Consider the following 12336-nt stretch of genomic DNA (forward strand, 5'->3'; position numbering starts at 1 on the left):
GGCCCCCCCCCCCCCCCCCAGCAGGTCATGCTCGTCGCGGAATGCCGGGTCGCTCATCATGATGGTCCTCGTTGCGGGACGTCGGTCCCGCTGTGGCGGGTGCGTTATTGTGATTTGATGGCCATGGTTTCGATCAGGGTCTGCAGCTGCGCGCTCATGGGCAGATCCAGGCTGGCGCCGGTGGGCAGCTTGCGCAGGAACCAGCGGCGGTACTGGCGCTCGATCTCGCCATCCTCGGCCAGCACCTGGAAGCTGTCCTTGACGAGCTGGGCGAGCTGCGGATCGTCCTTGCGGAACATGATGGCGTAGGGGTCGTAGGACAGGTAGTCGCCCACCACCACCATTTCGGCGCCGCCGCCCGCCTTGCCGTGCTGCGCCAGCAGGCCGTACAGCAGCACATCGTCGGTGGCGAAGGCGTCGGCCTCGCCGCGGGTCACGCGCGCGTAGCCGTCGGCGTGGGTGTTCACGACCTGCAGCCGCATGCCGAGCTTGAACTTCTGGTCCAGGTCGCGCAGCGCCTTCTCGTTGGTGGTGCCGGCCGTCACCGCGACCGTCCTGCCCGCCAGATCGCGGAACGAGCTGATCGGCGATCCCCACTTGACCATCACCTTGGTGCCGGCCACGAAGATGACCGGGGAAAAGGCCACGCGCTTCTGCCGCTCGACATTGCTGGTGGTGGACCCGCACTCCAGGTCGACGCGGCCCGTGACCACCGCGTCGATGCGGGAGTCGGCGGTGACCGGCACCCATTGGATGTCGACGGTTCTTTCGATGGCGTCCTCGATGGACGACACCAGCGCCTTGCACAGCTCGATGGAGTAGCCCACGGGCTGCTTGCGGGCGTTGAGGAAGGAGAACGGAATCGCGTCTTCGCGGTAGCCCAGCGCAACGCTGCCCGTGCTGCGGGCCTTGGCCAGCGTGCCGGTCAGGGTCGTGAACGTGATGCGCGCGGCGTCGGGCAGGGACGATGCGCCGCTTTCCTGCGCGCCGGTGGGGCCGGTCAGCAGGGCGCCCGCCGCGCAGAAGGCCAGCAACGGTTTCCAGACAGTTCGGGAGGCCATGACGGTTTCCTTGGAACGGGACTCAGGCTTGCGCGGGGCGCGCCTGACTGGTCTTGAGTTCTTCATCCATCCGCGCCGCATTGGCGTCGGCCTCGGCTTCCGGCAGCAGCTCGCCCTCCCATTTGGCCACCACGGCGGTGGCGATGGAGTTGCCCACGGCATTGGTGGCGGAACGGCCCATGTCGAGGAAGGTGTCCACGCCCAGGATCAGCAGCAGGCCGGCCTCGGGAATGTCGAACTGGTTCAGCGTGGCGGCGATCACGACCAGCGAGGCGCGCGGCACCCCGGCCATGCCCTTGGAGGTCAGCATCAGGATCAGCAGCATCGTGATCTGCGTGCCCAGGGAAAGATGGATGTCGTAGGCCTGCGCGATGAACAGCGTCGCGAAGGTGCAGTACATCATCGAGCCGTCCAGATTGAAGGAATAGCCCATCGGCATCACGAAGCTGGAGATCTTGCGCTTGACGCCGAAGCGATCGAGCGCGTCCAGGATCTTCGGGTAGGCGGCTTCGGAGCTGGCGGTGGCGAAGGACAGCATGAAGGCTTCCTTGATCAGCACCAGCAGCTTGAGCACGCGCGGCCCGAGGAACAGGAAACCCGCCAGGATCAGCAGGCCCCACAGCATGAACAGGCTGGTGTAGAAGTCGCCCATGAAGGCGGCGAACTTCAGCAGGATGCCCAGGCCGTTGACCGCCACGGTGGCCGCCATGGCCGCCATCACCGCCAGCGGCGCCAGCTTCATCACGTAGCCGGTGATCTTGAGCATCACGTGCGCCAGTTCGTCGACCGCGGCCACCAGCGTCTTGCCCTTCTCGCCCAGCGCGGCCAGCGCCACGCCGAAGAACATGGAGAACACCACGATCTGCAGGATCTCGTTGTTGGCCATGGCCTCGGCGAAGGACTTGGGCACCAGATGGCTGACGAAATCCTTGAGCGTGAACTTGGACGTCGCCAGGTTGGTCGCCGAGCCGATGTCGGGCAGCGGCAGTCCGAGGTTGTGGCCCGGCTGCAGCCAGTTGGCCATGATCAGGCCCAGCACCAGCGAGAACAGCGAGGCGATCACGAACCAGCCCAGCGCCTTGGCGAACACGCGCCCGACCGAGGCGGCGTCGCCCATGTGGGCGATGCCCACCACCAGCGTGGAGAAGACCAGGGGGCCGATTAGCATCTTGATCAGGCGCAGGAAGACATCCGACATGATCGAGATGTAGCCGGCGACCTGCGTGGCCGCCTTCTTGTCGGGGAAGTTGACGAAGATCATGTAGCCGATCACGATGCCTATCACCATCGCGACCAGGATCCAGGCGGCGGGGGGAATCTTCTTCTTGTTCATGTTGTGTCTCCATGATCCACGCATCGCTTTGATGCGCGGGAAAGGGCGTTGCGCGGGGTCTCTGCGGAAATGTCGCGGTCTACTGCGACGGAGCGCGGTAGAGGATGTCGTGGTGGCCTTCCTCGAATGTGCGCAGCGATTGCGCCCAGACCGCGCCCGGCCAATGCAGGTCGATGCGGCCGGACAGCGGGCGGTACACGGCCGTGTACAGCGTGCCGTAGCCGCGCGCCCAGGCGTTCTGGTACAGCGGGTCGGCCAGCAGTGTCTCGGTCAGCGTCTGCGCGCTCGCGCGGTTGTCGAGCTGCCGCTCCATGGCCTCCAGCCGTTCGTAGGCGCGGGTGGCGCGCGCGTGCTCGGGCCACTCGATGACGCGCTGATAGTTGGTGACCGCCTTGCGCCGCGTGACTTCCACGGGGCGGTCCGGGCCGACGAAGACGGTGGCCCAATCCGCCGCCTTGTCCAGCAGCGTGACGCTATAGCTCATGTGCACCGGCACGCGCTGCAGGATGGCGATGGCCTGGGCGGTGTTGCGCGCGGTTTCCAGCACGTAGCGCAGCACCAGCGGGATGCCGAAGCCGATGCCCGCGACGGTGCGCCCGCCGAACGACAGGGACGCGGCCAGGCCGTCCTCGTTGACGCCGTCCAGCGCGCCCCACAGGCAGTCGCCCATCGCCGCCACGCGCCGCCCGGTCCAGCGCGTGGCCAGCCAGTTTCCCTCCAGCAGCGCCGGCGCGAAGTCGTAGTTGCGCAGCAGCGCGGGCTCGTCGCGGCCTTGCGGGTCGATCCATACGGTTTGCGAGCAGCCGGCGATATAGGCGGGTGGGCACCACAGCGACAGGAAGCGGGCCTCCACATCGCCGCCGCCGGCCAGCTCGGCCAGCTGTTCCCAGACCGGCACCAGTTCGGGCATGTGTTCGCGCAGGGCGCGCCGGCATTCCAGGTAGGTCGGACGCCCGACCACGCCGCCGCGTAGGAACCACGAGCGGTAAGCGGGCCAGGAGCGCTCGAACAGTGCGTGCCATTTTTCCCCGGGCTGGTCCTGCGCGATGGCCTGGAAGCGGATGCTGATGGGCGGCATGGCGGCGTCTCCCCTACAGGATCTTGAACGAACCGGGCGCCGGCGCCGCGTCGTGCTGCGTCGTCATGACCGGCTTGCCCGCGTAGTAGTTCTTGATGCCTCGGATCCAGTCGCGCGCGCGGATGTTGAGCTTGAAGTTGTCGTCCATCGAGCGTCCGCGCGTGATCAGGATGCCCAGGTCGGCGCCCTCGTAGCGGTAGTCGCCCGGCCCGGTGATGCGCATGAAGAAGGCCTCGCGCTCGGTGTCGATGGCGCGGCGCTCATAGTCGAAGCGCTGGTAGGCCACGCTGCCGTCCTCGGCCATGCGGTAGATGCCGGTGGCCGGCGCGTGCGTCACCTGGTCGACCTTTTCGTCGGTGAACTTCATCACCACCTGGGACCAGGAATCGATGAAGCGCGGCTGCGCCCAGCGCTCGTTGATTTCCTTGACGTTCAGATCGAACGGCACGCCCGAGAACTCCAGCAGGTGGAACAGGAACAGCGGCGCGTCAGCATAGGCGAAGGCGGCGTGGTTGGTCATCGGACTGGCGCCGCAGATGCGCGGGTTCAGCTCACCCAGGTAGACCTCGCCGCTGTCGGTGTCGATCAGGAAGTCCAGGTCGAAGTAGCCGCGATAGCCCTCGGCCAGCAGCTGGTTGCCGAAGCGCTCGGCCATGTCGCGCGCCTTGGCGCGGACCTCTTCGGAGAACGCGCCGGGGAAGACCTCGTTGCCGCACCAGCCGCCCTTGTAGGGTGTCAGCTCGCGCGCGCCCACCACCTCGGTCAGCAGCGGTCCGACCAGCGTGCCGGACTGCGTTGCGCAGGCCTCCAGCGTGGCGCCGCGACAATTGATGCGCTTCATGATCTTGACCTCGGGGTCGTTGACGATTTCGTCCTTGTGCTTGTTGAAATCGTCTTCCGACGCGATGAAGAAGGTGGTGTGGCCCGAGTCGCCGAACGCCGATTGCACCACCAGGTCGCGTCCCAGCCCGTTGCGGTCCGCGATCTGCATCAGGTGCGCGTAGCTGTCCACTTTCTCCAGCGCGTTCGGCACCGAATGCACGCCGGCCTTGTTGCCGATGCGCACCGTTTCCATCTTGTTGTCGCAGCGGGTGCGCAGCGCCGCCGGCGGGAACCAGACCTCCATGCCCAGTTCCTTGGCCAGCGCCTCGGTCTTCTCGTCGAACATCAGGAACGTGGCCACCGGCTTGCCGCCGCGACGCTCGATCATGTCGATCACGTCCTTGTGCTGCAGCAGGTAGTTGTTGATGTCCTCGATGGATTCGAATTCCGCATGCGGCGATTCCTGCGGCACGAACACATTCGGATGGCGTCCGTCGAAGCAGTCGATGTAGTTGATGTAGCGGAAGCGGTTGACCCAGCGATCCATGCCCAGCAGGTTGAAGTTGGTGGCGCTGATGAAGTAGATGGGCCGCTCGTTGCGGTGGAACATCAGCTGCAGATCCGAAATGCTGGTGACTTTGTTGCTCATTTCTTGCTCCTGGAGGCGGGCTTCTTGGCGGCGGGGGACGCCGTGGCGGCAAGCGCCGGTTCGGTCTGCGCGGGCGGGTCGCCGGCCTGCGACTGGGCGGCGCGTCCGGCCAGCGCCAGGGCCGCGCGTGCGGCGGTGGCCTGCGCGGCCAGGTCCAGCGCGGCCTGGCTGAAGATGCGGAAGCCCAGCTCGGGCCGGAAGCCGTGGATCTCGCGCACATCCAGCGCGGCCATGAACTGCAGGATCTCGGCGCTGATGACCTGGCCGGGCACCAGGATGGGAAAGCCGGGCGGGTAGGGGATCACGAACAGCGCCGACACCAGCTCGCGGCCGGCGGCGATGGCCTGGCCGGCCTCGACCATGCCGATGTACTCGCAATTGGCGTCCTCGTAGGACAGGAAGAAGGCGCTGCGGATATCGCCATCGCGCGTCTCGGCGCGTCCTTCCACGCTGCGGCCCCGGAAGGCGAAGTGAAAGCTGGAGAAATCCGGCAGCGGCGGCTGCTCCAGCGTCAGCGAGCGCACCCGCCGTTCGTGGATGCGCCGTTCGATGGAGCTCATATCGGCCACGCGCGCGTCCACGTCGCGGGCGATCTTGACCAGCACTTCGATCAGGTAGGCGATCGCCGAGCGGGTGCTGCCGATGTTCGTCATGAACAGCACCGTGTTGCGCGAGGTCTTGTTGATCTGGATGCCGTACCGGTCCATCAGCTCCTTGTTCTTGAACGTGTCGCCGTCCATGCCGGTGGCGCCGATGGCCAGCGTGGCGCGGGTCGGATCGAGCGCGAACTCGTCGGTCTGCCACGCCGCTTCCAGGTTGTCCCAGCCGGTCTCGTCGTTGTAGTAGTTGTCGACGCCGGACTCGCGGTAGGGCGCCGGCACCATGTCCGACACCCGCAGGAAGCGGAAATAGCGCTTGAGCAGGGGGTGATGCAGCACCTGCTCGCGCAGGCTCATCGCCAGTTCGAGCTGGCGCTGGATCAGCTCGTAGCCTTCCAGTTCCACCTGCCTGCGGCCCACGTCCAGCGAGGCCAGGATCTGGTAGTTGGGCGAGGTCGAGGTGTGGGTCATGTAGGCTTCGTGGAAGGACTCCTCGACCTTGTCCTTGAAGTCCTGGTCCCACACATGGATCATCGAGCCCTGGCGCAGCGCGGTCAGCGTCTTGTGGGTGGAGTGCGTGGCGTACACGCGCACCCGCGCCCGGGCGGGGTCGGGCAGCAGCCGGGCATTGAGCAGCTGTTCGTCGTCGTTCCAGTCGATGCCGGCGGCGAAGGCGGCATGGCGGCGGGCGTAGGCCGGATCCTTGAAGGTCTCGGCCAGCCGGGCGGCGCTGGCCATGCCGGTGCGCTGGCGGTAGATCGGGTGGCAGCGGGCGAAGGCGAACCAGGCCTCGTCCCACAGGAACACAAGGTCCGGCTTGATCGCCAGGCATTCGAGCATGACGCGCTCAACGTCGTAGACGATGCCGTCGAAGGTGCAGTTGGTCAGCAGCACCATGCGCACGCGGTCCAGCGTGCCGGCGCGGCGAAAGCTCAGCAGTGTTTCCTTGATGTGGCGCAGCGGCACCGCGCCGTACATCGAGAATTCATCCAGCGGATAGGAGTCCAGGTAGGCCACCTGCGCGCCGGCCAGCACCAGGCCGTAGTGGTGCGACTTGTGGCAGTTCCGGTCCACCAGCACGATGTCGTCGGGCTTGACCAGCGCCTGCACCACGATCTTGTTGCAGGTGGACGTGCCGTTGGTGGCGAAGTAGGTGCGGCGCGCGCCGAAGGCGCGGGCGGCGTATTCCTGGGCCAGCTTCAGCGGCCCCACCGGATCCAGCAGCGAATCCAGGCCGCCGGAGGTGGCGGACGTTTCGGCCATGAACAGGTTCATGCCGTAGAACTGCGCCATGTCGCCGATCCAGTTGCTGTTCATGATCGCCTTGCCGCGCGCCAGCGGCAGCGCATGGAACACGCCGGTGGGCTGCTTGGCGTAGTCGCGCAGGGCGTTGAAGAAGGGCGTGCGGTGGCGCTCGCCCACGCCCTTCATGATCGAGCTGTACAGCTCGATGTGGTCTTCCTCGCCGAAGAAGATGCGTTTGAAGACTTCGCCGACCTGCGCCGCGATGGCCTCGACGTTGACGTCGGTGACCAGGTACAGGTCCAGTTCGGGCCGGATCTGCGCGATCTGGCGGCCCAGCAGCGGGCCGCGCTCGAACTCGGGCATGTCCTCGACCTTGCCGTCCATGCCGTCCAGGAAGCGGCGCAGCATGTGGTTGTGGTTGACCGAGTGGAATGGGAAGCCGTGGCGGATCACCACCGCCTGCAGGTTGAAGTTGACCAGCGTCGCGATCAACGCGTCCTCGAACGTGGGCACGACCACCACGTCGAAGATGAAGTCGTCGTCGGCGCTGCGCTTGCGCTGCACGCGCCGCCGCAGCGCGTCCTCCTCGCTGGCCGACATCTCGTCGACGATCAGCACTTCGAAGTACGGCCGGGCCAGCTGGGCCTGGCGCTCGCTGTCGGTCTCGATCTGCGAGGGCAGCTCGTGGTCGCTGTCCAGGGTGTTGGCGTCGTGGCGGTAGGTGCGCGCGGCCAGCACGCGGTGGATGCGGCGCGCGGCCTGGTGCGCGCGCGCCAGCTCCTCGCGCTCGATCCAGTGGCACAGCTCGCCGAACACCCGGCCGCCAGGGAAGGCCCAGTAGCTTTCGATCGGCGTCAGCGATTCAACGATCCTGTGCACGTGCGCCAGGCGGCGCGCGCGTTCCGGATCGTCCGGCGGCAGGATGGCCAGGCGGCTCAGGTCGTCGACCAGGTTGATCCAGCCGTCGGCGCGCATTTCCCAGACGCTGCGGTAGCGGCTCAGCGACGTGCCGTTCTTGATGGGGGGGGTCGGCATGCTTGTCTCCTTGCTTTTTTCGTCGCCAGCGCCGATCTCAGTCGGGCTTGGTCAGCGGTCCCAACGTATTCAGATACGGAAAGTCCGGACTCTCGCGCTGGTAGACCTTGAAGTCGCAATCGCGGTCGCGGAAGCTCTTGAGCGGCTGGCCCAGGTTGCGCAAGCCGAGTTCGCGCTCGCGTCGCACGCGCTCGAAGTCCACGCTGATCGGCACGATCTCGGCGCCGCCGTCGGCCTGGTGCAACACATAGCCGGAGGGATCGCAGACGATGGAACGGCCCACGCCGCCGTCGCCCACGCCATTGATGTCGAAGAAATAGACCTGGTTCTGCGCGGCCGATGCGCGGGCGATGGCCAGCTCGACATCGCGGTCGATGGTGTCCGTCATCGTCGGATGCAGGATCACTTCCGCGCCCATCGCGGCCAGGGTGCGCGTGGTCTCGGGGAACCACATGTCGTAGCAGATCGAGACGCCGAAGCGGCCCGCGCCGGGCACGTCGAAAACGCAGAACTCCGTGCCGCCGGCCACGTCGCGTTCATACGGACGGAACGGGAACAGCTTGCGAAAGCGCGCGACGATCTCGCCTTGGGGATTGATTACCGGCATGGTGTTGTAGACCACGGATCCATCCGGGCCATCCACGCGTTCGAACAGCGAGCCCGGGATCAGCCACAGCCCGGTTTCGCGCGCCAGTTCGGTCAGCCGGGTCTCGGTGGGGCCGGGCAGCGGCTCGGCGTTGTGGTGCCGGGGACCCAGGGGCGCCAGCTCGGAGAAGAGCACCATCCGAACCCAGGGAAAGCGGCCGCGGATGTGGCGCAGGTAATTGCCCATGCGCTCGACGTTGTTCTCGAAGGCCGAGACGTTCATCTGCACGCCGGCGATGCCGAAGTTGCCATGCATGGCGCCGTTCATTGTGGATCCTTCCTTTCTACTGATGACTGCTGGCCGGGACATGAGTCGAGTCCCGGAAACGGCTTGTTCGCGAGCAGTCTATGGCTTGGGTGGTTCGTGAAGAAGGTCCAAGAATCGAATTGTTGAAGAACCAATTCCCTGGCGTTGAGAACGCGTTGGCGGCTGCCGGGAAGGCGCGCATTGCCGCGCCGCGCCGTTCAATTTTTCAAGCCATTTTTTCGATGCGAGTTCACTTTCACACCGCGTTGCGCGGCGTAAGATCAAGGCGCTTCGCGATGTGGGCGGGGCCTGTCGGTCTCAACGCGCGCATGGTTGCGAAGCGCAGGGCGCGCACTTTTTCTTGGCGGTCCCCGGCGCGTGGCCCGAAGTGATGTGGTGTGTGATTGGTCCTCTGAACAGGCCGCAGGAATGATTGAAGCGGGAACCAATCCTGAGACGACGCGCAAGGCGCCGCTGGCCGCGACCGGACTGCCGGACTTCGTGCTGCGCCAGTTCAAGCTCGGGCAGCCGTCGCATCAGCAGCTGTATGGCATCCTGCAGGCGGGCATCCGCGATGGCAGCCTGGCGGCCGGCCTGCGGCTGCCGCCCACGCGGGTGCTGGCGCGCACGCTGGGCATCGCGCGCAACACGGTGGTCCATGTCTACGAACAACTGACCTTCGAAGGCTATGTGCAGGCGCGCGTGGGGCGCGGCACCTTCGTCGCCGACGTGTTTCCCCGACCCGTCGTGGCGGCCGGAAAATTCCCGCTGGATCGCAACGCGCCGCTGTCGCGCCGGGGCGAGCGCACGGTGCGCGAGGCGCTGGCCGCGCGTTTGCAATGGGGCGCTTTCGCGCCCGGCGTGCCGGAGCTGCGCATGTTCCCGATCCAGACCTGGAACCGGCTGCAGGCGCGCGTGTGGCGCCGCGTCGAGCCGGAGCGGCTGAGCTACGCGACGGGACACGGCGATGCCGGACTGCGCGAGGCCATCGCGGACTATCTGCGAGGCACGCGCGGCATCGCCTGTACGCCGGCGCAGGTGGTGATCACCAGCGGCACGCAGCAGTCCTTGCACCTGGTGGCGCAGCTGCTGGCGGATCCGGGCGACCGGGTGTGGCTGGAGGACCCGGGTTATTGGGGCGCGCGCAGCGTCTTTCATGCCACCGGCCTGGAGAGCGTGGCGGTGGCGGTCGACGGCGAGGGCCTGGCGCCAAGCGCCGCGCAATGGGCCGAGCCGCCGAGGCTGGCGTTCGTGTCGCCGTCGCACCAATATCCCACCGGCGCGCACATGAGCCTGGCGCGCCGCCGCCAGTTGCTCGACTACGCGGCGCAGCACGGGGTCTGGGTGATCGAGGACGACTACGACAGCGAGTTCCGCTACGACGCGCATCCGCTGTCCGCCTTGCAGGCGCTGGACGAGTCCGGCCGGGTGATCTACCTGGGCACGTTTTCCAAGACGCTGTTTCCCGCGCTGCGGCTGGCCTACCTGGTCCTGCCGCCCGATCTGGTGGACGGCTTCGCGCGCGCGTTGCGCGAGCTGTTCCGCGAGGGGCAGACGATGCAGCAGGCGGTGCTGGCGCGCTTTCTGGCGGAAGGCCACTACGCGGCGCACATCCGGCGCATGCGCGGCGTCTACCGCGCGCGCCACGATGCGCTCATGGACGCCATCCGGCGCGAGTTCGGCGAGGCGGTGCCGGTGATCGGCGCCGAGGCCGGGCTGCACATGATCCTGGGCCTGCCGCGCACCGTCGACGACGTGGCGGTGATGGAGCGCGGCCTGTATGCCGGCGTGGCGACGCGGCCGCTGTCGATCTATCACCTCAATCCCGAGGCCGCGGCGCGCGGACTGCTGCTGGGCTACGGCTCGGTGCCCGAGGAGGAGATCGGCCCGCAGCTGAGCAGGCTGGCCGGCGCGGTCACGCCGTTTCTGTAGGCGCCGGCGGCGTATGGCAGGCGTCGGGCGCATTCCCGCCTGGTCGCGGGCAGGGTCTTGTAAAAAGGGACGGTCTGCGGGTGGTAATCTCGCGCCCATGAGTTTGAATTTCGCCGATCTGTCCGAATTGCCCGAGCCCGAAGACGCGCAACGCGCCTTCAAGGCCACGGATTCCCCCTGCGTGGCCGTCTGCTCGACGCTGTTCGACGACATCTGCCGGGGCTGCGGCCGCACGGCCATGGAAGTGGCCAACTGGGTTTTCATGACGGAAGAGGAAAAGCGCGCGGTCTGGATCCGCATCAAGGCCCAGGGCTACCCCCGGCGCAACAATTAAGGCCGCCGGCGCGGCCGGTCTTGGGCATGTCACATAGCGCGGGCTAAATCGCGCTTGTCGACCACTTCCGGCCTCATCATGCGCATCGTCCTGGTCACGGATGCCTGGCATCCGCAAGTCAACGGCGTCGTCCGCACCTGGACGACCATGCTGAGGATCCTCGCCGAATGGGGCCACGAAGTGACCGTGGTCAGCCCTGAAGGCAGCCGCACCATTCCCGCGCCTTCCGAGCCCGACCTGCGGTTATGCCTGCAGCCCGGCCGCCAGCTGCGCCGCGTGCTGGGCGACCGGGTGCCGGACGCGCTGCACATCGCCACCGAGGGGCCGCTGGGCCTGGCCGCGCGCAAGATGGCGCTGGCCCGAGGCTGGCGTTTCACCACCTCGTTCCACACCATGTTCCCCGACTACCTGCAGGCGCGCATGGGCATTCCGGCGGCCTTGCCGTGGCGCTACCTGCGCTGGTTCCACCGGCCCTCGCAGCGCGTGCTGGTGCCCACGCCCACGGTGCGCGACGTCCTGGTCCAGCGCGGCCTGGGCAATTTGCAGATCTGGTCGCGCGGGGTGGACCCCGTCAAGTTCCAGCCGGGCGCGAGCCAGGTGTTCAAGGATCTGCCCCGTCCGGTGTTCCTCAGCGTGGGCCGGGTCGCGCGGGAAAAGAACCTGGACGCCTTCCTGTCGCTGGACCTGCCGGGTAGCAAGGTGGTGGTGGGCGGCGGCCCGGACGAGGCGCGCCTGAAGAAGAAGTTTCCCGACGCGGTGTTCCTGGGCATGCGCAACGACGATGAGCTGCCGGGCTATTACCAGGCCGCCGACGTGTTCGTGTTTCCCAGCCTGACCGACACTTTCGGCCTGGTGATGCTGGAGGCCATGGCCTGCGGCACGCCGGTGGCGGCGTTCCGCAGCGAGGCGCCGCTGGCCGTGGTGCAGCCGGGCGTGACGGGCTGCCTGGACGAGGATCTGGCGCACGCCTGCCGCGAGGCGCTGTCGCTGAACCGGCACGCCGTGCGGGCGCACGCGCTGACGCGCAGCTGGGACGCCATCGCGTCCGACCTGCTGGCGGCGCTGGCGCCGCTGACGCCGCGGGCCGAACCGGACCCGCCGCTGGTGCATGCGGGTTGAGCCGCGCCGTTGGAAGAATAAGGGGTCGGATGCGTTCCGGCCTTGCGGCGCTTTCCCGCAAGGCGGCCAAACCGGTACAATGCCCGACGATCCTGAGGAGCGTTGCGACGATTCGGCTGTTCCCCTTGCGCGGAACACGGCTCGCCAGGCTCAGGAATCCCTGTTCATGCGTCCCGCATCCTTGCGCGGCGCTACAGCAACGGCGCTCACCTTTGTCGCATGTGGCGGGAAAGGCGA

Annotated in this window: 9 protein-coding genes and 1 riboswitch; of the genes, 3 read left to right on the top strand and 6 right to left on the bottom strand. The window is 67.2% G+C overall.

What is annotated here, in order from left to right; genetic code table 11:
* Window positions 1-104: 104 nt before the first annotated feature.
* The 6 genes from ACEU5R_RS23990 to ACEU5R_RS24015 all read right to left on the bottom strand — a co-directional run bounded on the left by ACEU5R_RS23990 (window position 105) and on the right by ACEU5R_RS24015 (window position 8735).
* The gene (locus ACEU5R_RS23990) at window positions 105-1061 is read right to left on the bottom strand and encodes an amino acid ABC transporter substrate-binding protein (RefSeq protein WP_392412148.1); all 957 of its coding nucleotides are present in this window, start codon (window positions 1059-1061) and stop codon (window positions 105-107) included.
* 22 nt (window positions 1062-1083) lie between these two features.
* Window positions 1084-2394: a dicarboxylate/amino acid:cation symporter gene (locus ACEU5R_RS23995; protein WP_103271576.1), complete on the bottom strand. Its 1311-nt coding sequence runs from the start codon at window positions 2392-2394 to the stop codon at window positions 1084-1086.
* Between the two features lie 79 nt (window positions 2395-2473).
* Complete coding sequence (locus tag ACEU5R_RS24000; protein WP_392412150.1) at window positions 2474-3472, bottom strand: C45 family autoproteolytic acyltransferase/hydolase; 999 nt, start codon at window positions 3470-3472, stop codon at window positions 2474-2476.
* 13 nt (window positions 3473-3485) lie between these two features.
* On the bottom strand, window positions 3486-4943 hold the full coding sequence (locus ACEU5R_RS24005; RefSeq protein ID WP_103271574.1) for a biotin carboxylase: 1458 nt from the start codon (window positions 4941-4943) through the stop codon (window positions 3486-3488).
* Entirely contained in the window at window positions 4940-7822 is a 2883-nt protein-coding gene (locus ACEU5R_RS24010) for an aminotransferase class I/II-fold pyridoxal phosphate-dependent enzyme (protein ID WP_392412152.1), read from the bottom strand. The genes ACEU5R_RS24005 and ACEU5R_RS24010 overlap by 4 nt, the downstream gene beginning before the upstream one ends.
* Before the next feature lie 37 nt (window positions 7823-7859).
* Window positions 7860-8735 (bottom strand): carbon-nitrogen hydrolase family protein, encoded by an 876-nt coding sequence (locus ACEU5R_RS24015; protein ID WP_392412154.1) that lies wholly within the window; start codon window positions 8733-8735, stop codon window positions 7860-7862.
* Between the two features lie 453 nt (window positions 8736-9188).
* Here ACEU5R_RS24015 and ACEU5R_RS24020 point away from each other — a divergent pair, with 453 nt between their 5' ends.
* The 3 genes from ACEU5R_RS24020 (at window position 9189) to ACEU5R_RS24030 (ending at window position 12099) form a co-directional block, all read left to right on the top strand.
* Window positions 9189-10646, top strand: a complete 1458-nt coding sequence (locus ACEU5R_RS24020) for a PLP-dependent aminotransferase family protein (RefSeq protein ID WP_369869778.1) — start codon at window positions 9189-9191, stop codon at window positions 10644-10646.
* A gap of 97 nt (window positions 10647-10743) precedes the next feature.
* On the top strand, window positions 10744-10980 hold the full coding sequence (locus ACEU5R_RS24025; protein ID WP_103271572.1) for a DUF1289 domain-containing protein: 237 nt from the start codon (window positions 10744-10746) through the stop codon (window positions 10978-10980).
* Between the two features lie 78 nt (window positions 10981-11058).
* Window positions 11059-12099 carry a glycosyltransferase family 4 protein gene (locus ACEU5R_RS24030; RefSeq protein WP_392412181.1) on the top strand — a complete coding sequence of 347 codons (1041 nt, stop codon included), beginning with the start codon at window positions 11059-11061 and terminating at the stop codon, window positions 12097-12099.
* Between the two features lie 88 nt (window positions 12100-12187).
* Window positions 12188-12314: riboswitch (S-adenosyl-L-homocysteine riboswitch) on the top strand.
* Window positions 12315-12336 lie beyond the last annotated feature (22 nt).

Origin of the sequence: Achromobacter sp. 413638, assembly GCF_043119405.1 — a bacterium.
Classification (GTDB): Bacteria; Pseudomonadota; Gammaproteobacteria; order Burkholderiales; family Burkholderiaceae_B; genus Achromobacter.